The organism is Candidatus Methylobacter favarea (assembly GCF_902806695.1).
GTDB lineage: Bacteria > Pseudomonadota > Gammaproteobacteria > Methylococcales > Methylomonadaceae > Methylobacter_B > Methylobacter_B favarea.
This window is the reverse complement of sequence record NZ_CADCXN010000056.1, coordinates 1-26836: the sequence shown is the minus strand read 5'-3', so window position 1 is coordinate 26836 and position 26836 is coordinate 1. Positions and strand designations below refer to the sequence as shown.

The 26836-nt window shown below is 47.2% G+C and carries 20 protein-coding genes and 1 pseudogene; 11 read left to right on the top strand and 10 right to left on the bottom strand.

Annotated elements, in window-relative coordinates; genetic code table 11:
• The first annotated feature begins 91 nt into the window (after positions 1–91).
• The 10 genes from hypF (at position 92) to HUX64_RS07645 (ending at position 14197) form a co-directional block, all read left to right on the top strand.
• The gene (gene hypF, locus HUX64_RS07690) at positions 92–2392 is read left to right on the top strand and encodes a carbamoyltransferase HypF (protein WP_174625652.1); all 2301 of its coding nucleotides are present in this window, start codon (positions 92–94) and stop codon (positions 2390–2392) included.
• Positions 2383–2634 carry a HypC/HybG/HupF family hydrogenase formation chaperone gene (locus tag HUX64_RS07685; RefSeq protein WP_174625651.1) on the top strand — a complete coding sequence of 84 codons (252 nt, stop codon included), beginning with the start codon at positions 2383–2385 and terminating at the stop codon, positions 2632–2634. Before hypF ends, HUX64_RS07685 begins: the two co-directional genes overlap by 10 nt.
• A 57-nt stretch (positions 2635–2691) precedes the next feature.
• Entirely contained in the window at positions 2692–3786 is a 1095-nt protein-coding gene (gene hypD, locus HUX64_RS07680; protein ID WP_174625650.1) for a hydrogenase formation protein HypD, read from the top strand.
• Positions 3779–4825, top strand: coding sequence for a hydrogenase expression/formation protein HypE (gene hypE, locus HUX64_RS07675; protein WP_174625649.1), 1047 nt, complete (start codon positions 3779–3781; stop codon positions 4823–4825). Before hypD ends, hypE begins: the two co-directional genes overlap by 8 nt.
• 953 nt (positions 4826–5778) lie before the next feature.
• Entirely contained in the window at positions 5779–9033 is a 3255-nt protein-coding gene (locus HUX64_RS07670; RefSeq protein WP_174625648.1) for a DEAD/DEAH box helicase, read from the top strand.
• A gap of 115 nt (positions 9034–9148) precedes the next feature.
• Positions 9149–11119 (top strand): GumC family protein, encoded by a 1971-nt coding sequence (locus HUX64_RS07665; RefSeq protein ID WP_174625647.1) that lies wholly within the window; start codon positions 9149–9151, stop codon positions 11117–11119.
• A gap of 31 nt (positions 11120–11150) precedes the next feature.
• On the top strand, positions 11151–11840 hold the full coding sequence (locus HUX64_RS07660; protein WP_174625646.1) for a TIGR04283 family arsenosugar biosynthesis glycosyltransferase: 690 nt from the start codon (positions 11151–11153) through the stop codon (positions 11838–11840).
• Positions 11828–12619 (top strand): sterol desaturase family protein, encoded by a 792-nt coding sequence (locus HUX64_RS07655; protein WP_174625645.1) that lies wholly within the window; start codon positions 11828–11830, stop codon positions 12617–12619. The genes HUX64_RS07660 and HUX64_RS07655 overlap by 13 nt, the downstream gene beginning before the upstream one ends.
• Positions 12620–12651: 32 nt before the next feature.
• Complete coding sequence (locus tag HUX64_RS07650) at positions 12652–13272, top strand: TIGR04282 family arsenosugar biosynthesis glycosyltransferase (protein ID WP_343034386.1); 621 nt, start codon at positions 12652–12654, stop codon at positions 13270–13272.
• A 424-nt stretch (positions 13273–13696) separates the two neighbouring features.
• Positions 13697–14197: a hypothetical protein gene (locus HUX64_RS07645; RefSeq protein WP_246246955.1), complete on the top strand. Its 501-nt coding sequence runs from the start codon at positions 13697–13699 to the stop codon at positions 14195–14197.
• Positions 14198–14266: 69 nt separating this feature from the next.
• Here HUX64_RS07645 and HUX64_RS07640 read toward each other — a convergent pair whose 3' ends face one another.
• From HUX64_RS07640 to HUX64_RS07610, 7 genes are all read right to left on the bottom strand, one after another.
• Complete coding sequence (locus HUX64_RS07640) at positions 14267–15436, bottom strand: D-alanyl-D-alanine carboxypeptidase family protein (RefSeq protein WP_174625643.1); 1170 nt, start codon at positions 15434–15436, stop codon at positions 14267–14269.
• 314 nt (positions 15437–15750) lie between these two features.
• Positions 15751–16761 carry a glycoside hydrolase family 17 protein gene (locus tag HUX64_RS07635; protein WP_174625642.1) on the bottom strand — a complete coding sequence of 337 codons (1011 nt, stop codon included), beginning with the start codon at positions 16759–16761 and terminating at the stop codon, positions 15751–15753.
• A 142-nt stretch (positions 16762–16903) separates the two neighbouring features.
• Positions 16904–18364 carry a restriction endonuclease subunit S domain-containing protein gene (locus HUX64_RS07630; RefSeq protein ID WP_174625641.1) on the bottom strand — a complete coding sequence of 487 codons (1461 nt, stop codon included), beginning with the start codon at positions 18362–18364 and terminating at the stop codon, positions 16904–16906.
• Entirely contained in the window at positions 18358–20397 is a 2040-nt protein-coding gene (locus HUX64_RS07625) for a type I restriction-modification system subunit M (protein ID WP_217426459.1), read from the bottom strand. Before HUX64_RS07625 ends, HUX64_RS07630 begins: the two co-directional genes overlap by 7 nt.
• Positions 20398–20629: 232 nt before the next feature.
• Positions 20630–21325 carry a multicopper oxidase domain-containing protein gene (locus HUX64_RS07620; protein ID WP_246246954.1) on the bottom strand — a complete coding sequence of 232 codons (696 nt, stop codon included), beginning with the start codon at positions 21323–21325 and terminating at the stop codon, positions 20630–20632.
• The gene (locus tag HUX64_RS07615) at positions 21322–22983 is read right to left on the bottom strand and encodes a multicopper oxidase domain-containing protein (protein WP_174625639.1); all 1662 of its coding nucleotides are present in this window, start codon (positions 22981–22983) and stop codon (positions 21322–21324) included. Before HUX64_RS07615 ends, HUX64_RS07620 begins: the two co-directional genes overlap by 4 nt.
• Positions 22984–23047: 64 nt before the next feature.
• The gene (locus HUX64_RS07610; RefSeq protein ID WP_174625638.1) at positions 23048–23932 is read right to left on the bottom strand and encodes a class I SAM-dependent methyltransferase; all 885 of its coding nucleotides are present in this window, start codon (positions 23930–23932) and stop codon (positions 23048–23050) included.
• Positions 23933–24496: 564 nt separating this feature from the next.
• Between HUX64_RS07610 and HUX64_RS07605 the strand changes: the two genes are divergently transcribed.
• Positions 24497–24703 carry a hypothetical protein gene (locus HUX64_RS07605; RefSeq protein ID WP_174625637.1) on the top strand — a complete coding sequence of 69 codons (207 nt, stop codon included), beginning with the start codon at positions 24497–24499 and terminating at the stop codon, positions 24701–24703.
• Between the two features lie 417 nt (positions 24704–25120).
• Here HUX64_RS07605 and HUX64_RS07600 read toward each other — a convergent pair whose 3' ends face one another.
• The 3 genes and pseudogenes from HUX64_RS07600 to HUX64_RS19640 form a co-directional block, all read right to left on the bottom strand.
• Positions 25121–25360 carry a hypothetical protein gene (locus HUX64_RS07600; protein ID WP_174625636.1) on the bottom strand — a complete coding sequence of 80 codons (240 nt, stop codon included), beginning with the start codon at positions 25358–25360 and terminating at the stop codon, positions 25121–25123.
• 772 nt (positions 25361–26132) lie between these two features.
• Positions 26133–26600, bottom strand: a complete 468-nt coding sequence (locus tag HUX64_RS07595) for a hypothetical protein (RefSeq protein WP_174625635.1) — start codon at positions 26598–26600, stop codon at positions 26133–26135.
• Positions 26601–26722: 122 nt separating this feature from the next.
• Positions 26723–26836 (bottom strand): annotated as a pseudogene (locus tag HUX64_RS19640) (IS1 family transposase); the annotation flags it as partial.

Here is a 26836-nt window from a genome sequence, read left to right as displayed (position 1 = left end):
TTAATGAAAACTTGCTTCTGGCGTACGAATATGGACTGCTGCCGATGACGACTCATGCTGCGGGAGATACAATTACATCCGGTTTTTTACTATGCCTGAACAAAGAGGCCGCGACATTAACAGAGAACATTTAAGTATCACTATTCAAGGCCTTGTTCAGGGAGTAGGTTTTCGTCCCTTTGTTGTCCGGCTCGCAAAACGGCATCGGCAAAACGGCTGGATTGCCAATACGCGTGAAGGCGTGGCCTTGGCTATTGAAGGCTGTGCTGAATGCCAGCAGCAGTTTCTGGATGATCTCAAAAATCAGTTGCCGCCTTTTGCAGAGATCAAATCCCTGACGATAACGCGCCAGGCGCTTGAGGGATTTCATGATTTTCAGATTAAAGCCAGTCGGGCTGAAGGCGGCCCATCGGTTTTTGTATTGCCTGATAGTGCAACCTGCCCGGACTGTGTTCGCGATATTTTTAATCCCGCCAGCCGGTATTATCATTACCCGTTTACCAGCTGTTGCCACTGCGGCCCGCGTTACAGCATCATGACCGGGCAGCCTTATGACCGCGCTCAAACCGGCATGGCTGCATTTACTGTCTGCCCTGAATGTGCACAGGAGTATCACTCAATGGATAAGCGGCGCTTTCATGCGCAAACTATTGCCTGTCCGAACTGCGGCCCGCAGTTGAAACTGCTGGATGATTCAGGAAATCCGGTAGCCGAAAAACACAATGCCTTAACGATCGCAAGCCTGAATTTGCTTGCCGGGAAAATCGTTGCCATAAAAGGCATAGGCGGCTATCAATTGCTGGTGGATGCAACAAACCAGCAGGCCCTTGAGCGTCTTAGACAACGAAAGCATCGTCCGCAAAAGCCCTTTGCGCTGATGCTTCCTGATTTGGCGATTGCGCAGCAGCTTTGTTTTATCAGTGCGCTTGAACAGGCGGCGCTGACCTCGCCCGCGGCGCCCATTGTGCTGTTGAAGCGCCGGGATAGCGGGAAGCTTGCCGATGCGGTAGCGCCTGACAGCAAGCTGCTCGGCGTCATGCTGCCCTATTCGCCGTTGCATCATCTTTTGCTGGATGACTTTGGCTTGCCGATAGTCGCAACCAGCGGCAACCGTCAAAACGAACCTATTTGCATCAATGACCGGCAAGCGTTGACACGGCTTGCCGGCATTGCCGATTATTTTCTGACCCATGACCGGCCTGTGGTGCGGCCTCTCGATGATTCGATTGTCCGGCTAATCAACGGCAACATCACGGTGCTGCGCCGAGCCAGAGGTTACACGCCGCTGCCTATTACCTTAAAAACTGCCATGCCCGACACGCTGGCGGTGGGCGGCCAGTTAAAAAGCACGATAGCCGTCAGCCATGACCGGCAAGTCATTCTAAGCCAGCATCTTGGCGATCTGGATTCGGAAGCGTCGCAACAGCAATTCCAGGCGACGCTGGCGGATTTGCAGCAATTTTATCAAATCAGGCCGACAACAATCCTGCACGACCTGCACAAAGGCTATACCAGCAGCCAGTTTGCAGGCCAACCGGGCGTAAAGACACAAGCCGTGCAGCACCATTACGCCCATGCGCTGGCGTGCATGGCCGAACACGGGCTTGAGCCGCCGGCGCTAGGCATTGCCTGGGACGGCTCGGGCTTGGGTACCGACAACACGCTGTGGGGGGGCGAATTTTTGCTCATTAACAACCAGGGCTTTCAACGCTATGCGCATTTTCGCCCCTTTTCATTGCCCGGCGGCGTCAAGGCCATTCAGGAACCCAGGCGCGCCGCTTTGGGTCTTCTCTACGAAATCTTTTCTGACGGCGTATTTGAACGCCTGGATTTGCCCTTTTCCGCTCAGGAACTCAATTTATTGCAATCGGCATTAGCCAAACAACTCAACTGTCCGCGCACCACCAGCGCCGGCCGTTTATTTGATGCTGTCGCAAGTCTCCTGGGACTGTGCCGGATCAATCAATACGAGGGGCAGGCGGCGATGATCCTGGAAACCAGCGCGGCATCGGAAATATTCGACAATCATTATCAATTCCGGCTGAACCAATTCCGGCTAAACCCAGGCGACCCCATCGTTATTGACTGGCAACCCGCCATCGAACAACTATTGAAAGACATCCCGCACTGTACGCATGAACATATCGCCGCTAAATTTCATAACACCCTGGCGGAAATCATGCTGGCTATTGCCGAGCGGGCCGGGCAAAAAACAATCGTCCTCAGCGGCGGCTGCTTTCAAAATGCCTGTCTGGTGGAGAAAGCCGTCAGAAAATTAAAAACCGCTGGCTTTAATGTCTACTGCCATGAAAAAATACCTCCCAATGACGGCGGACTGGCCCTCGGTCAGTTAGTTGCCGCAAACTTTATTGGAGAACCACGATGTGTTTAGCCATTCCCGGCCAGCTTATCAGTCTGTCTGACGACCGCGATCCCTTGGCCCGTACAGGACGCGTCAGCTTTTCCGGCATCCGCAAAGAAATCAGCCTGGCTTATGTGCCTGATGCCAAAATCAACGATTATGTGATCGTTCATGCCGGCTTTGCCCTCTCCGTTCTGGATGAGGCCGATGCCGTGGCCAGCCTGCAGGCTTTTAACGATTTATCCGCGTTTGAAAAAAATCATGGGATCTAAAAAAACCGCCTGCATTCGTGGTGAGCTTGTCGAAGCACAGCATTCTCAGGCTGTCTTATGAAATACCTGGACGAATACCGCCATCCCGAAATCGTTAAAAAACTCGCTGCCGCGATAAAAGCAATTACTACGCAGCCCTGGAACATCATGGAAGTGTGCGGCGGTCAGACCCATAGCATTATTAAATACGGCATCGATCAGCTGCTGCCAGGCGAAATCAATCTGATTCACGGCCCCGGCTGTCCGGTTTGCGTCACGCCGCTGGCTTATATTGATAAAGCGCTGGCGATTGCCGCGCAGCCGGAGGTGATTTTCTGCTCTTTCGGGGACATGCTGCGCGTTCCCGGCACGGACCATGATTTGCTGAGTCTTAAAGCGCAAGGCGCGGATATTCGTATCGTTTATTCACCGCTGGATGCGCTGAATCTCGCCCGGCAGCATCCCGGCAGAAATGTTGTTTTTTTTGGCGTAGGCTTTGAAACCACCGCCCCGACCACTGCTTTAGCCGCGTATCAGGCTAAACAACAGGACTTGAGCAACTTTTCACTGCTTATTTGCCACGTCCGCGTGCCGCCGGTTATGCAAGCGTTGCTCAGGTCGCCCAACAATCAGGTTCAGGGCTTTCTTGGCGCGGGCCATGTCTGCTCAATTATGGGTTATCACGAATATTTGCCGCTTTGCGCACACTATCAAATCCCTATCGTCGTCACCGGTTTTGAGCCCGTCGATATTCTGCACGGGCTTTATCTGTGCATCAAACAACTGGAAGAAAAACGCTGTCAGGTTGAAAACGAATACAGCCGCGTGGTTAACATGCAAGGCAATCAGCCTGCCCAACAGCTGATGAGGCAAGTGTTCGACATAGTCGATAGAAGCTGGCGCGGATTGGGTGAAATCGCCGCCAGCGGTCTGGCCTTAACTGCTGAATACGAGCAATGGAATGCCGAGCGGCGCTTTGCAGTAGCAACGATTAACACGCAGGAACCCAGGGACTGCCGCAGCGGCGAAGTTCTGAAAGGTCTGATAAAACCGGCGCACTGTCCCGAATTCGGCAAACGCTGCACGCCTGAACACCCATTGGGCGCTACGATGGTATCATCCGAAGGCGCCTGCGCCGCCTATTACCGCTACCGTCGTTTTGAACATGCCTGATCTGGAACTTAACTGCCCTCTGCCCCTGCAATACGATCAAATCGTCATGGCGCATGGCGGTGGGGGGCGCCTGATGCGACAGTTGCTGGACAGCATCATCCAGCCGGTATTCAGCAATCCTGTCCTGAACCAGAAACATGACAGCGCGGTATTAAACATCAACGGCTCCAGGCTGGCTTTCACCACCGATTCCTATGTCGTGAAACCGCTGTTTTTTGCCGGCGGCGATATCGGCAAACTGGCGGTATGCGGGACCTTGAACGACCTGGCGATGAGCGGCGCTTTACCCTTATACATCAGCTGTTCGCTAATCATTGAAGAAGGCTTTGCGATAAAAGACCTGCAACGCATCGTCCAGTCCATGCAGCAAACCGCACAACAGGCGGGCGTACTGATTGTCACCGGCGACACCAAAGTGGTCGAGCACGGCAGCGGCGACGGGGTATATATCAATACTGCCGGCATCGGCATTATTGGCGAAGGCATCAACAGCGCGCCTGCGGGCATTCAAGCCGGCGACAGCATTATTATCAACAGCGACCTGGCGCGGCACGGCATCGCCGTCATGCTGGAACGCGAAGGCATGAACTTTGAAAGCACCCTGCAAAGCGACTGCGCCGATCTGTCCGGCCTGGTTCAGGGCTTAATTCAGGCCGGTATCGACATTCACTGCATGCGCGACCTGACGCGCGGCGGCTTAGCCAGCTGCCTGATGGAACTGGCCGATGCATCGCATCAGGCTATCGAAATCAACGAAACAGCTCTGCCAATACGCGAGGATGTGAAAAGCGCCTGTGAAATTTTAGGCTTTGACCCGATTTACATTGCCAACGAAGGCTGCTTTGCGCTATTTGTGCCTGAAGCGCAAACCGAAAAGACGCTGGCAGTTTTACGAGAACATCCACTCGGCCAACAGGCTTGTTCGATAGGCAGGGTAAAAGCCGCTCACCCAAAAGGACTGGTGACGCTACAGACGGCGATGGGCATCAGCCGCGTTCTGGATTTATTGAGCGGCGAGCAATTGCCGAGGATATGCTGATGGCGCATTGTGAAGTGAGGCTGGACGCTCCGGTAAGCCTCTCCCCTTTGACTGGACCGGCATCAAATTCCCCTGATTCGTGCGACCTGAACTCACTCGGCTGGAGGCGCTGCGGCGGGACCGCACGGACCTCCTCGCCGGCCTGGAGTTGATATTCACACGGGCGAGTCGGCAGAAGGGCGGCCGTTGTTTACTAAGAGCCGCACTGATGTTGGCAGTGATCGCGCTCGGCCTCGGCGCCCGATCAAAGCTTTCATCGACGTCCGAAATGCCGGTCATAATGGGTGGCTCAGACTTGAAAAATTAAATTGTGAACGGCCCCACAAGGCACTTGCACTGCCTTTTTATTCGTTTGCGGCGGTGTGAACGCAGCGCGAAATGCGCAATGATATGCCAGGCGGCGTTCGAACCTTCACGACGGCAGGGGCTATTTTCATGTGCTGCTCAGCTATTTCGCAGCCAGCATAGCCGGCCACCCCGAAAAATATGCGCGCTGCAACCCGGCCGCGCGGCCGGCATAGCACATTGTTTATACATATCATCAGCGACCTGCTGCTGGCAAGAGCCGATCTGTTCCTTCCAGCCATCGGGCATTATCCTGGACTATAGCCGTGCAAGCCAGGTGTAAGTCCAAGTATGAGTCAGGGCGAACTATGATAGGGTGCGGTAAGGGCATTATTGTCGAGGCCATCAGGGCCGTTTATGTCAATGGCTGGAAAAGAGGAAAAAAGCAGTAATTATTAATATCAATGATGATTTTATAAAAATTTTTTATTGCGCTTAAAGCAGGAGCTTGCAGCAGCCTGTCCTCTGGAAGCCTTATTCGGACTTAACTTCTTATTTCCTTGCTCTAAAAAAACATACTTGTTTTTTGCAGAAATTGGCCTTGTATCAAAGCAGTCCGGGCTTTAGGTGTTATACAATAATCTTTTGTTTCTTATTTACCCGCTCTCATGGAAAAACAGAAAAAAATTCTGCGCTCGGATATCCGCTGCGAATGCGGCGATGGTTCGTATGAGCGCGGTAGAAGCTATTTCGAAAAAGGCCTGGTAGTCGATCTTACCATCAAGAGTGAGGGTGTGCTTTTTGTTCAACTTAATGCGGCGGTAAAAGGCAGCGACAGAAGTCCCTATAAGCAGAATATCCGCATTATATGGAGGCCGGACTTTAGCGCAGCCGAGATTGAGGGCTATTGCTCATGCCCGGTCGGTTTTAATTGCAAGCATGTTGCCGCCGCCTGCCTGATGTACCAGCATTCCACTCAACCACTATCTTTATCTCCAATTAAGGGGCCGAGCTGCCTGGACTGGCTGGATAATCTTAACGAACAGATGCCCAGGCACAATTCGCAGCATGATTTCATCGTCTATATACTCAAGCCGGGCAAGACCGAACACGAATTTATTTTCGAGTTTTTTATAACCAAGGAAAAAAAATCCGGCGGTATAAGCAAGGGCAGGAAAACCACCTTAAACAACTTACGTTACAGCTTTAACTACCTCAATTATATCCAGCCGCAGGATGAGGAAATTGCGAAATTACTCTCTGCATTTACTACCTCTTTTACAGGCGAGCCAGTACTTGCAGGGGCTACAGGCTATGTCGCGTTAACAAAGCTGCTGCAAACAGGCAGGCTGTACTGGCAAGACCTTGAGAAACCGCCGTTAAAGGCGGGAGATAAACGAAAGTTACTGTTTAACTGGCAACAGTCTGATCAGGATGATTATCAGTTAAATGTAGAAGCAGAGCCGCCGGCGCTGTTCCTGTTAACAGATCCTCCTCAATATCTGGATACCGGTTTGGGCATAGTGGGAGAATTCAATACCGCCGGCCTTAGTGCAGGTCAACTAAAAAAGATGTTATCGGCGCCCCTTATTCCGGCTCAGTATGCCGATGAATTCAGCCAGCGATTAACTATCGCACACCCTGCTCTGCCCCTGCCTGCTCCGAAAGAAGTTCATCTCATCGAACTGAATGATTTAACACCCGTACCTGAAATCTCTCTGGCAGGAAAGCAAACAGCCGCTCAATCTTATCTGCACTTTATAAAAGTGGCCTTTAATTACGGAGAGTGGACAGTTCCCGCATTTCATTTTGAAGACTACAGCATACTGAAAACCGATCACGGGCTGGTGCGGATTAAACGCGCTGGCGAAGCTGAATCAAAAGCCATAAGGCGGCTTACTGATCAAGGCTTTACCCTGGTCCGGCCGGAAGAAAAGGGCATACAGGAACAGGTACTTTTCAGTCCAGGCGAAAAAAGCCGAATAGACAGCGCTGCGCGTTGGAGAAATTTTATTCAGCACACCCTTTCGGAGCTGGAACAGGAAGGCTGGATTATTACGATTGAAGACAGTTTCCGGCTTAATTTTCAAAGCGCTGAGAACTGGGAAGCTGAAATCCGCGAACCCGGCAATGACTGGTTTGAAATGCGCTTTAACATAGAGGTTAATGGTCAGCCTCATGCTTTACTGCCATTAATTATGCCGGTGCTGGAAAATTACGATCCTGAAAATCTTCCCGATATCCTCAACCTGCCCATCAGTGACCATACTTATCTAACCTTGCCCAGCGCCCGAATTAAACCGTTTCTGAATATATTGTATGAACTGTTTAACAGCAGCACAGTCGCAAAAGACGGCACCCTCAAATTATCCCGTTATAATGCGGCAAGTCTTTCTGACCTGGAAGCACAAAATTCCGGCTTATTCACGATATCCGGCGGACGGGAACTCAGGGAGCTGGGGCAAAAATTAAAACACTTTAGCGGAATTCAAAACGTAGCGTTGCCGGTAAATTTTCATGCAGAACTGCGAAATTATCAGCAGCACGGACTCAACTGGCTACAGTTTCTTCGGGAATACAGATTTTCCGGCATTCTTGCCGACGATATGGGTTTGGGTAAAACCCTTCAAACCCTTGTCCATCTCTTAGTAGAAAAACAACAGGGACGGATGGTTTCGCCGTCTCTGATTATTGCCCCCACCAGCCTGATGAGTAACTGGCGTCGTGAAGCTGAACGCTTCACGCCTGACTTGCGCGTGCTGACCTTGCAGGGAATCGAACGCAAACAGTTATTCGCTAAAATCAGAGACTATGATTTGGTACTGACTACCTACCCTCTGCTGCCCCGCGATGAGGAAACCCTGCTGGAGCATGAGTATCATTATTTGATTCTGGACGAGGCCCAAACCATTAAAAATCCGCTGTCCAAAGCCGCGCAGCTCGTGCGGCGTATTAAATCCGCTCACCGGCTCTGCCTCACCGGAACGCCAATGGAAAATCATCTGGGCGAACTGTGGGCGCAATTTGACTTCCTGATGCCCGGTTTTCTGGCTGACAGCACGACATTTAAAAAAATCTATCGCACGCCGATTGAAAACCATGGCAACACTGAGCAGCGGTCGCGCTTGTCCCGCCGCATAGCGCCTTTTATGCTGCGTCGTACCAAAGAGGAAGTGGCGCGAGAATTACCCCTCAAGACCGAAATTATTCGTTCCGTCCCCCTTTATAAACAACAGGCCGCATTATATGAAAGCATCCGCCTGACCATGGAAAAAAAAGTCCGCGAGGCAATCGCCCAGAAAGGCCTGGCCCGATGTCATATTACCATTCTAGATGCTTTATTAAAGCTCCGCCAGACCTGTTGCGACCCGCGCACGCTGCGGCTTAAGGAAGCGCAAAAATTACGGGAATCCGCCAAACTCGATTTGCTGATGGAATTAGTGCCGGAACAATTGGAAGAAGGACGTCGGCTTCTGGTTTTCTCACAGTTCACGCGCATGATCGCGCTGATTGAAGAAGAGTTAAACGCCCGGCAAATCGGCTATAGCAAATTGACCGGCCAGACCCGCAACCGTGATGATGCTATTGAACAATTTAAAAGCGGTGAGGTGAACGTTTTCCTCATTAGCCTGAAAGCCGGCGGCGTGGGTTTGAATCTGACTGAAGCCGATACCATTATTATTTATGATCCCTGGTGGAACCCGGCAGTAGAAACTCAAGCCGCCGATCGCGCCCACCGTATCGGCCAGGATAAACCGGTTTTTGTCTATAAACTGATCACTGAAAATACGGTCGAAGAAAAAATTCTTGCCATGCAGGAAAGAAAACGCCTGCTGGCCGAAAGCATTTATAAGGACGGAACCGGGAAAGAATCATTAAAACTTACCGCTGAAGACCTTACTGCCCTGTTTGAACCTTTATAGCGCGCCAATAAGCCAGGATAGATCTGAATGAAAATTAGCGCCATAATTTAGTAATTAGACGTTTTTTGCTTTTCATGCCATAGTCTTTTCTCCTTTACAAGGGCACATTGAAATAATGAAAAATTACCTGCCGCCAGTCGAAATTTTCCCTGACAACAGTACCGGTTCGCCTTATGAATTCAAGCAAAATCTCTGGTCCCGCTCGCCCAGACTCATTATTTTTGCTGCAGTCTTCCTGATCAGCGCCGCTGCCGGCCTGACTTACAATTACAGCCGTCCTGCTGTTTACCGCAGCAGTGCAACCCTGTTAACCTCGGCAATGACGGCGATAGACCGCGAAAGCAGCGTAGCCGACATTCAGCATGTCGCTATCCAACGACAAATTTTACTGGGCCATGAACTTGTTGTTGAGACTTTAGCGCGGCTTAAAGCAGCAGCCACTGATGACTCCGTAAACCGGCTCACAGCTTCCGATATCCGCAGTTTACTGAATGTAGAACCTGTGGCTAAAACCAATCTGGTTGAAGTTCTGGCCGAAGGCACTGATCCTGAATTTTTGCCTGTGCTTATCAATACCTGGATTGATGTTTACCTTGATGCCCGCGCGGCCGAAGTTAAAAAATCAACTGACAATACCAGCCGCATTATCGAAGACGAATTGAAAGGTCTGACTGAAAAAATCAACGCCGCCAGGACGCAATTGCAAGCGTTCAGAAAAAACAATGATATCTCATCGACGGGCCGAAATGAAAATGAAGCACTAGCCCGCCTTAAAGGTTTGACTGATTCCCTAAACAGGGCCAGTGAAGAAGAAGTCAAGGCAAAGGCGCATCTTGACGCCATAAGAACGGCCATTGCCGCTAACCAGACAGTAGTGCCGGAGCACGAACAACGCAGCTTGCAAGACCTTGAAAAACGCTTGCAGGAATTACGTGAGCGATTGGCCGAATTTGATAAAAAATTTACCCGCGATTATCTAAACAAGCAGCCCGCCTTGAAATTTGTTCCGGAACAAATTGAAAAGCTTGAAGCTGAAGTCAAAAAAAAACATGCCTATGGTAAAAATATTGTACTGACTGATGCAGAAAATAAATATGCCGCGGCAAAGCAAAGCGTTATCGCGATTCGCGCTCAGCTTGATGCGCATAAAAAACAGGCGGCGGATTTTACCTCAAAATTTGCCGAACACGAAGCTTTAAAAACGGATCTGGAAGGGCTGGAAAAATTGTACCGTGACACGCAGCAGCGGTTGGTGCAAATTGAAACCGGTCACAAGGAAAAATATCCGCAAGTGACGGTTATAAGCCGGGCCTATCTGTCCCAGGATCCGATAGGACCCGATTATAGCCGCGATGCCGGTATTGCCATTGCCGGTTCTTTATTGCTCGGGCTTTTTAGCGTCTGGATCTTCGAGTTTTTAACCCGAAAACATGAACCGCAATCGCCGGTCACGCTGGCCGGTATTCATATGTACAATCCCACGGCGGAGATGCTTAATTATCGGCAAACTCCTGTACCCCCTCTGGAGCAGGCCAAAGCCGGTGCTCTGGAAAGCCCCTCGCACCGGGAGCTTTCCAGTTCGCAGTTAAAGGCTTTACTTAAGGCCGCCAATCTTAAAACCAGACAATTTATCAGTTTATTATTGTGCGGGCTGAGCCCGGAAGAAGCCGCGTCCTTAAAAGCTGATCAGATAGATATGGGAAAAGGTACTCTCACTATTCCCGGCTCAGTTCCACGAGTTATTACTCTTAATCGCTCACTTAAATCATTATTTGAACAATCCGGGGCTCATCCTGTCTGGACTGCAGATAATCCCAATACCTCTGAAGATCTCGCCGCCTCGCTGCTATGTGCTGCGCTGGACTCCGGTTTACCTGATCCGATAGAAATTACTGCTGAAGCCATTCGCCATAGCTATATAGCTTATCTCGTTCGTCAGGGCCTGCGTCTATCCGATCTGGAACAAATTGTCGGCTATCTGGAACCTGTTGCTATTTCTAACTACAACGCCTATTCTCCGCCGCAGCAAGGTCGTGCTATCGAGGATATCGAATTATTTCACCCTGCCCTGATTGATATTACTTAAGCTAGACCAGCTTATTTCTGATCTTCAAATAATGAATTTTTCCATTATCATTCCTACGTTAAATGAAGCAAGCGCCATTCAATCCTGTCTATCGGCATTACAGCCGTTGCGACACAACTGCGAGATTATCATTGCTGACGGCGGCAGTACTGATAATACAGCGGATCTTGCCGATCCATTGGCTGACAAGATAGTAACTTCAGAACAAGGCCGGGGCCTGCAAATGAATAACGGAGCCCGCCATGCCAGGGGGGAAATCCTGATTTTTTTGCATGTTGATACCTATCTGCCTGAAAACGCGTTGCCCGGAATTCAGCAGCAACTGGCTAGTAATTTCCAATGGGGGCGTTTTGATATTCAATTGAGCGGCAGCCATTTCATGTTAAAGCTCATCGCCTACATGATGAACCAGCGTTCACGGCTAACGGGGATCGCCACCGGGGACCAGGTAATTTTTGTCAGCAGGCAGGCGTTTGCGGCGGCTGGCGCCTATCCTGAAATTCCCCTAATGGAGGACATCGAGCTATGCCAAGCGCTCAAAAAAATCAGTCCTCCCGTCTGTCTAAAAGCAAAAGTTACCAGTTCAGCTCGAAGATGGGAACAATTCGGTATTTATAAAACCCTACTGCTTATGTGGAGCTTACGCTGGCGTTATTTTTTTGGAGCAGACCCTCAGCTTTTGGCTGACCTTTATTGCCGGGGACATTTTTGGAAACCATAATCCGTTTAACGGCGGCGCTGGGCATTTTTGGTGTCATGATTGGCTGGGAATATTTCAGTCCGCGAAGACCCTTGCCGATTGGCCGTAAGCAACGCTGGCCCATTAATCTCGGGCTTGCCACGTTTAACATGTTGCTTATGCGTTTAACCGCCGGCGGTATCGCCTATTTAAGCGCGATTGCCGCGGCTGAAAAATCATGGGGTGTTTTAAACTGGTTTGCAGCTCCCGCATGGCTGTCAATTATAATGACATTATTATTTCTAGATTTTGCCATTTATGCCCAACATTTCGTATTGCATAAATGGCCTCTGCTTTGGCGCCTGCATCAGGTTCATCATACCGATCTGGAATTTGACGCCACGACTGCGGTGCGCTTTCACCCGTTGGAGACTATGATTTCCATGGCTTACAAAGTGCTTTGCATTTATTTAATTGGCGCTCATCCCGGCGCTGTCATTGCTTTCGAGGTTATTCTGAACGGCGCCTCCACTTTTAATCACAGCAATGTCAATATTCCGCCTGCAATAGATAAAAAATTACGCTGGCTGATTATCACGCCCGATATGCATCGCATTCATCACTCAACTATTCCCGCTGAAACAGACAGCAATTACGGCTTTTCCGTTTCCTGGTGGGACAAGCTTTGTAAAACCTATACCGCAGAACCGAAACACCCTCAAACAACCATGACGATTGGTTTAAAGCCTTTCCGCCGGCAAGCCGAATTAGGATTTATGAAATTATTGCTGCTGCCCTTTAAGCCGCTCCGTAGACGCTAGACATGGTGTATAAATACCCTGAAGCGGTGTTAATGATATTTTGTAAAGCCCCTGTCCCAGGTCAGGTAAAAACCCGCTTGCTGCCCGCGTTAACGCCCGGGCAGGCTGCCGATATTCATATCGAATTGACTATAAGAACCCTGCAACTGGCCACGCAAAATAATTTATGCCCTGTGCAACTCTGGTGTACGCCGACAACTGATCAGCCTTTTTTTATGGCATCGGCCGCAGCCTATCGCGTGGTTCTTCAGCAACAGCAAGGCTTTGGTCTGGGCGAGCGCATGCATCACGCTTTTGGTTTGACGCTGGGCACATACTCCCAGGCCTTATTGATAGGCTGCGATTGCCCCTCCTTAACCGAACGTGATCTGGAAGAAGCAATAACTGCCTTGAGCCGGGAAAAATGCTGTGCTTTGGCTCCTGCCGAAGACGGAGGCTATGTGCTCATTGGCCTTAATCGGCTACACCCGAAACTCTTTGCTGACATCCCTTGGGGCACGGCGGGTGTGCTTAATGAAACCCGCGCCCGAATTGCCCGCTTTAATCTGCGCTGTCATGAACTGCAAAAGCAATGGGATGTGGACACGCCAAAAGATCTGGCGCGGTATCGAGCACTTAATTTGACTGAAAAAAAATCGAGTTCTGACTCCTGATTATTCTGATCAGGCGCAGAAATTTACTGGCAATTCCTATCTCTTTTAAATAAAAACGGATTAGCTAAAGTTATCTTTTTTTAAATTATGCTGCCAGTTTTATTATTAGAATTTAACAATCAAGCACCTATATTCTTATCCACAATTGCTGTGGATAACTCTGTGCATAATGCTTACATAACCTCGCTTAACCCTTATGAAATCTGTGCCTTTGTTAGATTGTAGTCTTTTTATACTAAAAGTAATTGTATTTTATAATCAAAAGGTTACAATTAATTAATTTTGCCGGATAAGGCCTAAGTCAACCTTCGATAACTTTTTAACCCAGTAAAACAAATCTGTGCATAAGCAATATCTGATAAAAAAAGCAAGATATTAATTTAATCAATTAGCGAATTTATATTCCTTATTAATACATCAGACTATGCCGTTTTTCATTATTATTAGCCTTATTTTGAGTTTCCTGGTGCAATTTGCCAGTTCATTGCAAAACCTGTTGATATCGCCTCTGTTAATTTATCTCGGAACAGGAGCGGCTATCTTCAGTATTGCCGGGGTCATTGTTAAAAAAATACCGCTTAAAATCGGCTATGATATTTTTGCCAGCAGCACCTTACTGGTATGGTTCGCCTATTGGAAAATGTTATTTAACAAAGACTCGCCGATATTCTTTTTTTTCCCGCTTTATTTCGCTTTTATGACCGCTTTGGTGTCGTTACTTTTGGTCAACCAAGCACATAAAATTGATTATGACACCTATCGCGGCATGCAGTCTGTTTCAGAAATGCAGGGATTACAGCCCTGGCTGATTATGAGTTGCGTTCTCGTGACCCTGGAATTTCAGAAACATTACCTGCTTTTTCCCGTCATGATGACGCTTTTAATAATGAGGTTTGCCTTATCAAGCTGCCTGGAACAAAAATAATCTTGCCTTTTATATTCTACACATTTACAGATTCAAATAATCAAGCTCTGCATTTCTACTATTTTACCTTCAGTTATTATGGCGATAGCGCTTGCTGGCCACAGGCCTGCTTTTGGTTAGTCGCTTGCTCTTGCTGGCCGGTTTCATGATCCTGCCAGGATTTTTAGACTTGCCTAGCCGTTTACTCTTGCTGATAGTTTTGGTTTTACTGGCTGCCTTACTCTTGTTGACAGCTTTTTTCTTACTAATAAGTGTTTTTTTGCCGAGGCGCTTTGTCTTGCCGATAAGCGAGTGCTTGCGCTTGTTAGGGTGGGCTTTTTTCTTTTCATTATAGTTATCGCCGATAGCACTGGCTTTTCCATTACCGCAAGATAACTGGTAGGGAGGCACACCTGTTGAAACTGTAGGTATATTGCTGATATGCCGTGGCTGAACTGTACTGTATCTATTGGCGAAGCCTTCATCCATCATGCTATTCATTAGCTGATACCGTTCGGCGCTGGTCATGCCTCCGAGAACTACCCCAATAAGATGCTGGTTATTTCGATGCGCTGCAGCGATAAGATTATAGCCGGAACCGCAAGTAAAGCCGGTCTTCATTCCTTCGGCTCCGGGATAGTTCGCTACAAACTTGTTAATACCCCGCAACTCGTTGCCTTTATAATTAAAACTGTGAATAGAAAAATACTGATAATAATCGGGAAAATCGCGTTGTATTCGCCAGGCCAGAATTGCCATATCCAATGAAGTTGTCACTTGTTTATCATTGGGCAAGCCGGTGGCATTCATAAAATTGGTATTTTTCATACCTAAAGACTGAGCTCTCAAAGTCATCTTTAAGGCGAAATAATCTTCACTTTCCTCCAGACTTTCAGCCAGAACCACGGCGGCATCGTTCGCAGAGCGCGTAATAACAGCGATAATAGCATCTTCAACGGTGATTAATTCGCCCTGCCTTAAACCCAGCTTGCTATTTGGCTGGCGCGCGGCATGGGCGGAAGTTCTTATATTATCGCGTAACTGAACTTGCCCCATTTTCAAGGCGGAAAATGTCATATAAAGTGTCATTACCTTAGTTAGGGAAGCCGGATACCAGGCTTGGGTCGCCTCCACTTCATGTAACACGCTGCCGTTGTCGGCGTCGATAATGATGGCGGAATACCGTCCATAACCAACCTCAGACATGAACAATAACCAGACCGGCATCAGCATGTATAAAAATAATTTTGCCTTACTCACTAAAAAATTGCTCTCCACTAAAATCGATAGCCATAAGCAGTTAATGAAATGTAGTCTGATAGGCGGTATTTATTTACCCGCGAATTATAAAGCACGTTTATTGCCGGTTAGAAAGTGTTGAATCATGAATTGGCGAGTACGGCAAGGAATCGCATCATTCAGGGCGTAAGGAAAAAACTTTACTGAACCTGACTCACAACTTAAATTTTAATTAAATTGAGAATAGGTCTTTAATATAGTCGAATTTTAACAGTGCTTGATTAATTAATATTTAAATGGCGTCTTGGAAAAGTAAATTCAGCGCTATAAAAATCTCAATTGCGTCGTAAGCCTTTCGCACAGGCATAAGGCGGATTTCCCTGGCAGATACCCCAGTATTTACCAAAATCGCCCTCATCATTGGGTTTCCAGCTTTCCGAAAAGGCTTCAAACACGACGCCTGACCAGTTTTTTTCAGCCAGTTTTTTGAAAGTATTCCGCACCACCAGCGCCTGATTTTTCCGGCTCGCCACATCGCAAGGCCGGCCCGTGGTTTTATTGATTTCGCCTTTGCCTTCCGGGCCGTTCGGCCAGCCGAATTCAGTCACGATAACTTCCTTGCCGGGATAAGCGCGCCCGATATCCTTAAGCCGGGCAATATGGAAATCAGCGGCTTTTTTCGCGGGCGTGCAGGGAAATATCCCTGAATATTTATTATCCCACCACGGAAAAATATTGGTTCCTATCCAATCGACGCTTTTGCCGAAACTGTTCGGTTGGCAAGGGTAAGTCCGGTTACACCATTCCCACCAGATATCTATGGTCGTAACCGGCTGCGTCACGCCGGCCTTATGCAGACTGTCGATGCAGCGCATGATTTCGCCGTCAAACGCATAACCGTGGCGGGTGCGCACTTCGGAGCCGCAGCTCAGCTTTATGATGGTTTTTGGAAATGCCTTGGCGACCTCGATGCCCTTGGCAATGGATTGGGAATTGACGGCCGCATCATTATCCAGCCACACAATTGCAATCACCTTGATATGCCGCGCCTCGGCCGCGGCAAACGTATAGTCCAGTCCGTTCAACACGCCGTAAGTCATGATGCAGCGAAAACCGGTTTCCTTAACCAGTTTATCCAGCAGTTCATCAATTAATTCCGGGGACGGATGCGCGCCGTAATCGGGACTGAGCTTTCCTACATACGGACTGAAAGCGGCGCATTGCAGCGCGTCTTTTTTACTGTTCTGAGTGCTTGGATGAAGCGCGGCCGCCTTCTGGCCCGCCGATCCTGTCTGGCAGTTCATTACCAGTATGGAAACCGTGATCAACAAAAGAAAATGCTTCATTAAACCCTCATAAGTATTTCAACTGAATAGTTATTTTAAAATGACTATCCTTCATTCCAGAGCGATATGATAAGCTATTTCTTGATGTTGGGTCGGGAACTTTATGCACTCTAGTTTGTGTTAGTTTTAATTAAAACTGAAGCTACAGCACTGGCAATTTCAGTACCTCTTCATTAAACCAACGTAAAGCTTCCTGTTCTTTGGTAAAGGCGGTGTAGCGTAATTCATTGGCGCGAAGTACGAGGCTATTGATTTCGCGCATGAGCCTTACGTCTGTCAGCAGAGGAACGGAGACATCTGCAAGATGTTCTACTTCAATATGCTGAACTACAGCGCCATAACGGTTGCGGTTAATAAGCTCTTTGCCCCAGTTTGAACCCAGCCATGCAAATAGATAACCTGAAATTTCACTGGAAGATGGTATTAATCGAACTATGTCATGCGTCATAGTCCAACCATCCCAATGTTTTGGCACTAATGCTATGTTACCCAATGTTCCGCTACATGTAATCAGAAGCATATTCTGTTTTATGGTCAATTCATCCTTGATCTTTTTGTCATGCTGCGAAAATGACAAATATTTTTTGTCGTTCGGATCAAGCTCACCAATATCTTTGCCGCTAAAAAAGACTATACCATGTCCCTTTTTTACATAGATTCGCTTGAATCTACCGGGCAAAACGAATTGCTTGGTTAATGTATCATCGCCCAATGCTAATACTTGCGCGGCGTATTGGTGTAAGTGCTGAGTAATTGCCTGAGCTAGCGGGTTGTGATAATTGGCTTCAAGACGTTGGTTTAAATCTGCGGCATTCACGCTGAAACAGCGTAACCCATTATTTCCGTTGGCTGGCGGATTCAACTCTTCAACCGGCGGCAGTTTTAGCGCGGCTTGCAATTTGGCGCGGGCTTGTGCGATCAGGTCGTTCGATTCATCACGCAGATTAAAGGATTCTGTGATGGCATAGTGGATGTGGGTTTTAAGTAGGGCCGGCGCGTCTGGAATCGGTAGTTTTAACAAATGCGCGGGTTCAATGTGTTGTATTACCGCGCCGTAATTATTGGACTGAATGAGCGTTCGTCCCTGTTGGCTTTTAAAAAAAGCATACAAATAACCTGCATGATGTTCTTCATGGCTACGAATTCTTAAAAGATCATGGCTAAAAATATGTCCTGCGAGCGTCCGGCTTACATAGGTAACGTTGCCCACTGTGCCTGAGCAAGTCATTAATATCTGACCTTCTGAAACTCGAAGACTATCTAAATCGGCAAGTGTCTTATCAGAAATATAAGCGGCTGGAGATGGGTTCAATTCGCCAATCTGAGACGGCTGATAAATTGGAAATTTTGATTTTTTCACAAAGACGCGCTTGAACCGTGGACAATGATAAATACTAGCCAGTTCGTGAATGCTAACGCACCCATGCGGGTTTGATTGAATTGCTGTTTCAGCTTGTTTTGCCTCCGTTGCATAAACACTCGCTTCCAGCCGTAAACCACTCTCAAACACGCTTTGTACTGGAACACTTACCCAGCCAAAAGTTTGCGGCTTATGGGGCGCGTCCCAAGTAATCGGAGCCTGATACCCGGTCGCAGCTACCATGCAATGCCTTCATCGCGTTTCCATTCCCTAAATACAGCAGGAACGGCGCGGGTTTGATCATCGGGCACTTTTTCAAAACGCTTGGCGGATTTTACGGTCGTTTGTCCGTCTGCGGTTTTGTTCAGTTCAGTCACGGTTTCATTGACTTCAATCAGTATTTCTTCGCCGTGCTCGTCACGCTGGTAAAGATTATTACCGCGTTTGTCGTGACCGACTTTATCAATCACCGCCATGAAAATATGGTAAGGACGCAGGATGCGGGTGCGCTGCTCTTCGGCTTTTTCTTCCGGAGTAAGCTTTTGCAGAATTAAAATCGACGTTTGCACGCCCGTGTGAGGCTGAAAGGTGTCGGAATCCAGATCAAGGCTGGCAATAATTTTTGCTTCGCCCAATAACCATTGGCGAATATGCCCCAAGCCAGGCGAACCAAGAATTGAATCCGGCAAGACAATTGCCATGCGTCCGCCAGGCTTGAGCAGTTGTAAGCAGCGTTCAATAAAAAGCTGTTCGGGAGGGGACGCAGATAAAACGGTTTTCTTTTTCCATTCGCCGTTCCCGGCTTTTTTGGGGCTTTCCCAACCATGCCCAATCGAGTACTGATCGAGCATGTACTCTTCCTTGATAAGGATTTTGCTGCCAAACGGCGGATTGGTGACAATGACATCAAATAAACCGATGCTGTCTTTATTGCTTAATTCAGCGGGTTTTATTTTCAGCGATTTAGCCAGTGCATTTTTGAAATCGGCTTCCCATAAATGCGGCGGCAATAACGAATCGGTGCGAAGAATATTGCCGCTGCCGTCATTATTCATCACCATGTTCATTTTGGTGGCTTTGACTAATTCGGGGGCAATGTCGAAACCGAAAAATGAGCTTTCGGCCATTTCACTGATGCGGTTTTGTAAGGCTTTCTTTTCGTCGTCATTCCATTCACTTTCCTGCTTGCCTAAATCTTTTGCCCAGTCTTTCTTGAGTTGCGCTATCACATGGTTCATCGCTGTGACCAGGAAACCGCCCGTTCCACATGCCGGGTCAAGTATTTTCTCATCCAGTTTGGGGTTGAGCATGGCAACCGCCATGTGCATGACATTGCGCGGCGTAAAAAATTGCCCCCTATCGCCTTTCAGGTTTGAGCCGACAATTTCTTCATAAGCATGGCCTTTAAGATCAATATCAGTTGCTAAAAAACTGTATCCTCGGAGTTCAGCCGCTATTTGCGCAAGGCTGCGCGGCGATAATTTGATTTCTTCGTTGCTGTCAAAAATCTGATTGAATTTGCTTTTCACGCGCTTAAAAATGGCTTCAATGCGCTGTTTGCAAGATTGCTGCCCGTCAATTGAAATGCGCTCGTTGGAAGAGACATAAAACTCAAGCGGCTTGGGGATGTTGCGTTCATCCTCAATTTTGCAAAAGATGATTTTCAGAAACTCGAAAAAGGCGTTTTCTTTGTTAAACCCATCGCTCACATGAATGGCTTCATGGCTACGGCGAAAGGCTAAAAATAGGTTGTCGCCGTCGGCGCGCACCAGCTTGTTGCGTTTTGGGCGGTCTATGTCTTCGGTTGAGCCGGATACATCGGGAATGTCGTTGAATTCTATAAATTCAGCCTGTCCAGCGGCGTTCTTTATCCTGCGCCAGACCTGCCTTTGCTTGCCGTTTGTCCATAAGCCCCATTCGCAGTTAAGGCATGCTGACATATAGCTTTTGAGTTGTTCAATGCCGTCTTTTTTATCAGAAGGCGACACGTTTTCTTTTTTGCATTCCACGACAACATGAATGTTTTCCTGGGTTTGCGGGAGTTTTTCCAGATAAATGACGACATCGGCACGGGGTTTATTACTGCCCATTTGTAAAGCTACTTCAACGCCGATTCTTTCACGCGGATATTTCAATTCATTAACCAAGCGTTTTTCCAGATTTTGACGCACATATTCTTCAGGCGTGTCGTGTCTAAAACCTCCGCTAATAAAGTCACAAATTTTGCCTTCCGGAATGGTTAGATAAGGTATTTCAGTCATATTTAGCGGGAACACAAATTAATCGTTTAATCGCAATAGTGATGCAAGCGCACTTATCCAGTTATTGTAGCAAGGTTGAATGTTAAGCCAGCGCAAAACTTCCTTTTGCTTATGTTGAGCGTTTATATGGGTGAGGGGTAGCGCTAGCTCTTGTTCGGCATAACTTCTGTGTTTTTAAAGGTGAACAAAAGATTAAAAAATCCGTTGAGGCAGTATTGTTGTTAAATGTCAAGTTTGATGTTGATCCTTATTTATCACGTTTTGCCTGGTCTTGAAAAAAAGTGAAATCGCCTTTTCTGTTCAGGACAAAAAATGGAATAACGCACCCCGCTATCATGCAGACGGCCAGAATCATCCAGGCTGAGCTGTTCCAGTCTATGGGGTAAACATCGGCGCGGACAGGCTCGGTGATGCCGGGAATACTGGGCAAGTCGCCGTCGCCGCCGTCGACTTTCAGTTGCGCTTTCATGCCTTTTTCCATGTGCTGCGCCAATTCGCAGTGGACAAGGTAGGTTTTTTTCTGGCTGGGCACAATCAAGGAGGCCTTCAATTCGCCGGCTCCGTAAAGCTCCAGATGAAACATGCCTTGCGGGTATAAATAGCCGGGCAAGCCATGAATCATCAGTTGATGGCGTATCTCATCGTCATTGATGAAGGTGATGTTAATTCGCGAACACGGCGCCACATCCCATTCCTGCCGGTCGAACGCAAACATTTTGCCGTTGAATTTCAAGGCATGCTTGCGGCCGGCATGGATGGTAATATTGACGTCGCCTGACACCTTCGGGCAGTCGCGAGGCAGATTGTCGCTATTGGCATTCATGATCATGCCTTTTTCATCCATCAGCATGCCGTCATGGTTCATCATCGCAAAGGATGGATTGAGAACTGCCAGCATTCCTGAAATTATCAACATCCGCTTTAAGCGATGGTGCATTTTCATAGGTTTTGTTTCCGCCTATAGACCAGTGCAATAAAAATAAGCAGCCCTGTCATTAAACCAGCCGCCAGTCCGAAAATGATCAGACGAAGAGTATCCGGCGCAATTAATCCGGCTTCGCCCAGCAGCTGCGCAAAATCCCCTTCCGGCCAGACCGCCTGCTTTTTGGCATAGTAATCCTTATTAAACAGCTGGCTGAGCAAGTCGCCATGCATTTTCGGCATGCCCTGTTCGTCCAGTAAAGGTTTATAGGCCAGGATCGCCATATTGCCGCCCGGCTCCATGCCATCGGTAGTCGTGCCGGTCGCAACATGGTCATGAAACATCCATAAGCCCGGGCCGTAGCTGTTCAGGCCGTCGTTTTTGGTTTTCAAATGCAGATCAAGCCGCTGCGCCGGGGCGATATCAAACACATCGCGCGTCAACTGCGAGCCCGCCGGCTGCTCGACGCCGTCATAAGCGGTGATCGCGGCTTTGTGCCCATGAAAATGGATGGCCACGGATGAGCGCTGGGCATTGGCGATGCGCAGTTTTATATCTTCATTTTCAGCGACGACAATCATTGCGTCCCGCAGCGTGTAGGGCAATGAATGACCGTTCAGCATGAAGTAATTTTCAACTGAATCGGTCATGTTATAGCCGCGGCTCATCCGGTTGGCGATAAGTCTCGGGTCATTGGCATTCTGTATGATGCGCGCCAGTTTTTTATCGACCGACTGATAGTACAGATCATATTCGCGGCTGTAGGACTTCTTTACCGAAACCGATGGATGACGAACCTGCCCCGCCCCGATATTAAAAGTCTGCACCCAGTTGTCAGGATGGTTTTCCTCTATGACGAACATGCCATTCAAGCCCATCATCATGTGTTGCGCGGTTTGCACATGGCAATGATAAAACATGGTGCCGGCATGCCGGGGCTGTAATTCGTAGGTATGGCTTTTGCCCGGAAAAACAGGGTGGTCATCCATGCCGTCATTATCTTCGCCGGCCGCCGTCTGGAACGGATGATCGACGCCGTGCAGATGAATGGTGTGCGGCAAATAATGGGTGTTTTCCAGCGTGATATAAACCTTGTCGCCCTGCTCGACGCGGATTGTGGGGGACGGCGCGCGCAGCAGCGGGTTGGCGACCGCCGAATTAAAGTTTTTAAGCGCCATGCCGCGCGATTTGGGCGCGAAAACCCACAGCCCCGGCTGAATGCCCGGCGCAATGTCGTAGGTATTAATCAGAAAATCTCCCTCCGGAGTTGCGCCATTCAGCTCTACAATCTCCAGTTTGATGCGGATAATATCGGGATCGCCGTCGCCGTCCAGATCATCGGTCAGGGTCAAGGCGTCCTCAGACAGACCGGATTGCATCAGCGTAGCCATGGATACATTGTTGACGCCCTTGACGGCAACGGCAACGTCATAAGGATTATCCGGCTCGCAGGACAGCGCCTCATCAATTTTCACGCCGTCGATAACCTGCGCCTGCCGCCATTCGGGATGTTCATTGGAGCAGGGTTTTTCCACGCTGGCAGTTTCTCCGGACTGATGATAAACCGTGGCGGGCGGAAGAATGCCGGCTTTCTGCGAGGGCTTGGGGAAAAACTGAATGGCGACGGCGGCCAGCAGGAAAATCAGCGGAATTAAAGCAAGGAGTATTCTTTTGGTCATACGTCGACAAAAATGTCTAAAGCTGTTTATTGTAAGGGGCGGGCCAGTTAGAGCCCGAATGCGTTTATCTTAAAGGCTTTTGAAACGCGTAAATGTAATACCTGATCAATCTGAGCCTGCTGAGCAGTTCAATGGCTGCTGTTTCAACAACAGCAAATATACTGGAAACATTTTTTTGTTGTCCAAGCTGTCTTATATAGGCATAGGTCGGCAGGGTATTCCTCGTAATATCGCGTTCCAGTTGTACATTAAACCGTATTTGAGCAGCCAGTCTCCGGTAATGTTCCGCAGCAAATTGCAGATTGCATTTTCCATAAAAACCGACGCTCAGGCGCTCCGGCAGTTTTATGCGGGCAAAAGGCAGCAATACAGTTTCCGGAACAAAATCAGACAGCGCCAGAAAGCCGCCCGGTTTGAGCACGCGATAAGCTTCTTTAAAAAACTGCTTGCGGTCAGGGAAATGAAAGATACATTCAACCGCTAAAACCACATCAAATGACTGGTCAGGAAAAGGCAAGGCGCAGGCGTCGCCCTGTTCAAATTGAATGCTGTTGTCTGCTAAGGGAATGACGGTTTCTCTTGCCCGCTGCAACTGACGCTCATCAATATTCAGCCCGGTCAGTTCCATGCCGGTAAAATGTTCGTTGATATGCGCGACCGTGCCGCCGAAACCGCAGCCTACATCCAGCACTTTCAGACCGTCTTCTATATGCCCGGCTTTGCAGATCTCTTTCGTTAAATTTTCTGCCGCCTGTTTAAAATCGGCAGTTGTCAATGCGGCTGACCCGGGGTTTTCCCAGTAGCCCCAGTGATTATGCCTGCCAAAACTTTTTTCTACAACTTCATCACCGGCTTCTAATGAAGCTAGCAAATAATCAATATAAGGCAATTTAACCTGAGCTGCATTGGCGGATTTTTTCAATAAAGGTGTTCTGTTCTTATTAGGCATGAAGGGAATTGGGCATTAAAATCTTCGGCTACTATTTCATAGCCACCGCCAGAGATATGGTTAACTGACTAAATACCTTTACAAAGTAAAAGAAGCGTAAACAATGTTTATATTCATCACTAGCTATTTATTTACAAACCGCCAATAATAGTGATTTAAGAAACTAACCGGCTATAAATTAATCGGTTATTGTAAGTCTTTTTTCAATCGACAGAATAGCAAAAAATAGCAACTTTTATGTTCAGTTTCGGCACTTGATTGTGTTCAGGAATCAGCAATAAAGGCCTATTCCATGCGTATGTTTAAGGAATTCAGGTTCTGTTAAGCAACCGTTCGTATAACTGTTCAGTACGCCATCTAACAGACAGAATAAAGTCAATATGAGAATATTTATTTTAACCGGAATAATAGGGGTGTAAAAGAGAAACGATTAATCAGACATTCTGATTAAATAAATACTGCTTACATCAGAAAAAATGTTGGCATGCAGTTAAGAGTAGAACAGTTTAAAATTATTACATGTGGACGAGACATCCTTTCTATCCACATGAGAGGGGAAATAAAATGATTACCTATAAAAAAGACAACCAGGAATTAAATAGCAGCAACATATTAACGTGTTGCTGTTCTCAGCAGAAAACGAAACCAGAATCAGATGTAACTAATCATAAGGGCAATCTTGCATTGCAGGCACTGAAGCCCAAACCAACTAAGGAGCCGGTTGACATTGAAGAGCTTTTTCAGAAACGATTGCAGCGACAGCTAAAATGAACATTGGACCGTTCGAAGGCCACAAACGATACCATAGAGGGGTTCGTTTGCGTCTGAATTTTTAAGCGCAAGCACCTCCGGAGCAGCAACTACACAGTATCTAACCCCTCGTTTACGATATCGGTCTTAATATATAAATTAAGATTTCTGATAAAGTAAAATGCTTATATTCTTATAATCTTCTAATTTATGATACCTGACAGATATTAATATCGACTTCAGATTTAGCAAATAATTTCATAAGTGGCCGTATTACCCTTTCTAATTTCATTAGAGAAAGATGCAACAATAACTAATTCAGCATATATCTTTTACCGGTAGATTTTTTCTGGTCGAGCTATAACTTAAACGAGGGTAGTTAAAAGAAATAATTAACCATAAACTGATCAATATAAACAACTTGCTTTTCCTACATATTTATTGATAACAGCTCAAGCGTTGGAAGCACATATAATCAACTGACTGGCAATGGGCGGTAACCTCCAGAACCAGTTGGAAGTCTGAATTAATAATGACTGCTTTATGTTCTACCACCGAATCATTAATGACATCAATTTTTCGTTGCGGGGATAAATACACCCGTTTATTGGTTTTAAATAGCTCCAGTTTCTGATAATTACTGATCAGCGCCCTGCTTTCCTTTTCGTCCATTTTCAAAATATTCAAACCATAAAACTGGCTTTCATAACTGATATTTAATAGCCTCAGCCGTTGGACGCGACATCAAGCGGGTTGAAAAGCATCTCGTATTTTAGCGCCGGCACCTATTTGAGCGCATAAATAAACAGGGGAATAGGATATTTGTCCATGAGCAGTTCGATTTTAAGTGCCCTATCGGCATAAAAGCACTGGCCTATTGGTAAATTGTTACTTGCTTAATCAAACAATCGCCTATAAGGTTTAAACCGCCGAATAGATCTAAAGCCCAGTGGCAATAATTACGGGTATTGCTTTTAAGAGTGCAACGATAATCGGACCGCTGATAGTGGCCGTCAGTAGAAACACAAGAGAACGGCGAAAGACATACAGAGCGGAGTGTACCCTGAACGAATTCCGCATACAAAACAATACGCCCGTCGAGAGGCCTATATAAAAAATATTTGCCTGCGACGTGAAAAATGGCTTCAGCCAGGCAATGTCCTTTATAAGACCATTGCTCAAGAGCAAAATTATAAGAATGTTTACTGATCTGAATCCAGCCCGGCAAATTCCAGGCCGGATAAAAGACGACCAATACCAGAAAGGTCACTATAAAATAACTAATGACTAAGGATAAATTTATCAAACTCCAGTCTGATGTCAGTAAGCAAAACCTGTTTCCCGGCAGAGATATGAAGAGGCTGGAAGCAGTTAAAAATCAATTGTTAAAGCATGGTTATCATAAAAGACCAAGCTTGATAGTTACTTCCGTGAAGCCTTTGCCCGAGTTTCAATAACGAACCTTTTTTATTATATTTCCTTTGCCACTAACTGAAACGCTATAGGTATTACCTGATGAGTCAACCGATAAATCATATTCCTCGCCCGAGCCGTTAGGATTTGGAATCAGTATTGCTTCTTTTATTTCATAGGTGGTAAAAGCGGTTTTTAAATTGTCCTCAACCTCCGGGGGAAGCATTTTGAATCCCTCAATCTTTTCTCCGCTCACAAAAAAATGTCCGGTTGGCCTGTAAAATTCTATTAGATTATTTTCTCCTTCTTTAATGTAAATCGCATAAAGCTCCTGGCCGAAGTGTTTTTTTTGCTCGGCTTTAATCTTCAATGCATCGGGATGTCTTTTATAAATTTCGGTCATTATTTTTTCCGGAATGCTTTCTTTAGTAAGAAGTTCAGCATTGACGGAAATCGAAGAAATAGCCCATATGGCAAAGATTAGATTTAAGAAATATTTGCGCATTGATTTATTCACCTGTAAGTTTTTATTAAAATTATGAAAGGGTGTCCAGCGCTATAAATTTACCATATTCTCTTGGCCTGTGTTTCATTGATCTTGTCTCATACTATTTCAGGTATTGCTAATTAACTATAGATAATCTCATTATTTCTTTTAGCCATCAGAAGCCTTACGGAATATTCCAACATCTTTTGGCACTTGCTGTAGCATTTTGACTTGCGGCGCAACCTGGCAAGGAA

What these genes read in the sequence shown, in the direction of transcription:
- HUX64_RS07670 (WP_174625648.1), top strand. Translation starts at nt 5,779, where the DNA reads ATGGAAAAACAGAAAAAAATTCTGCGCTCGGATATCCGCTGCGAATGC.
- HUX64_RS07595 (WP_174625635.1), bottom strand. Translation starts at nt 26,600, where the DNA reads ATGCGCAAATATTTCTTAAATCTAATCTTTGCCATATGGGCTATTTCT.
- HUX64_RS07615 (WP_174625639.1), bottom strand. Translation starts at nt 22,983, where the DNA reads ATGACCAAAAGAATACTCCTTGCTTTAATTCCGCTGATTTTCCTGCTG.
- HUX64_RS07660 (WP_174625646.1), top strand. Translation starts at nt 11,151, where the DNA reads ATGAATTTTTCCATTATCATTCCTACGTTAAATGAAGCAAGCGCCATT.
- HUX64_RS07650 (WP_343034386.1), top strand. Translation starts at nt 12,652, where the DNA reads ATGATATTTTGTAAAGCCCCTGTCCCAGGTCAGGTAAAAACCCGCTTG.
- HUX64_RS07610 (WP_174625638.1), bottom strand. Translation starts at nt 23,932, where the DNA reads ATGCCTAATAAGAACAGAACACCTTTATTGAAAAAATCCGCCAATGCA.
- hypF (WP_174625652.1), top strand. Translation starts at nt 92, where the DNA reads ATGCCTGAACAAAGAGGCCGCGACATTAACAGAGAACATTTAAGTATC.
- HUX64_RS07630 (WP_174625641.1), bottom strand. Translation starts at nt 18,364, where the DNA reads ATGGTAGCTGCGACCGGGTATCAGGCTCCGATTACTTGGGACGCGCCC.
- hypD (WP_174625650.1), top strand. Translation starts at nt 2,692, where the DNA reads ATGAAATACCTGGACGAATACCGCCATCCCGAAATCGTTAAAAAACTC.
- HUX64_RS07620 (WP_246246954.1), bottom strand. Translation starts at nt 21,325, where the DNA reads ATGAAAATGCACCATCGCTTAAAGCGGATGTTGATAATTTCAGGAATG.
- hypE (WP_174625649.1), top strand. Translation starts at nt 3,779, where the DNA reads ATGCCTGATCTGGAACTTAACTGCCCTCTGCCCCTGCAATACGATCAA.
- HUX64_RS07665 (WP_174625647.1), top strand. Translation starts at nt 9,149, where the DNA reads ATGAAAAATTACCTGCCGCCAGTCGAAATTTTCCCTGACAACAGTACC.
- HUX64_RS07635 (WP_174625642.1), bottom strand. Translation starts at nt 16,761, where the DNA reads ATGAAGCATTTTCTTTTGTTGATCACGGTTTCCATACTGGTAATGAAC.
- HUX64_RS07605 (WP_174625637.1), top strand. Translation starts at nt 24,497, where the DNA reads ATGATTACCTATAAAAAAGACAACCAGGAATTAAATAGCAGCAACATA.
- HUX64_RS07685 (WP_174625651.1), top strand. Translation starts at nt 2,383, where the DNA reads ATGTGTTTAGCCATTCCCGGCCAGCTTATCAGTCTGTCTGACGACCGC.
- HUX64_RS07645 (WP_246246955.1), top strand. Translation starts at nt 13,697, where the DNA reads ATGCCGTTTTTCATTATTATTAGCCTTATTTTGAGTTTCCTGGTGCAA.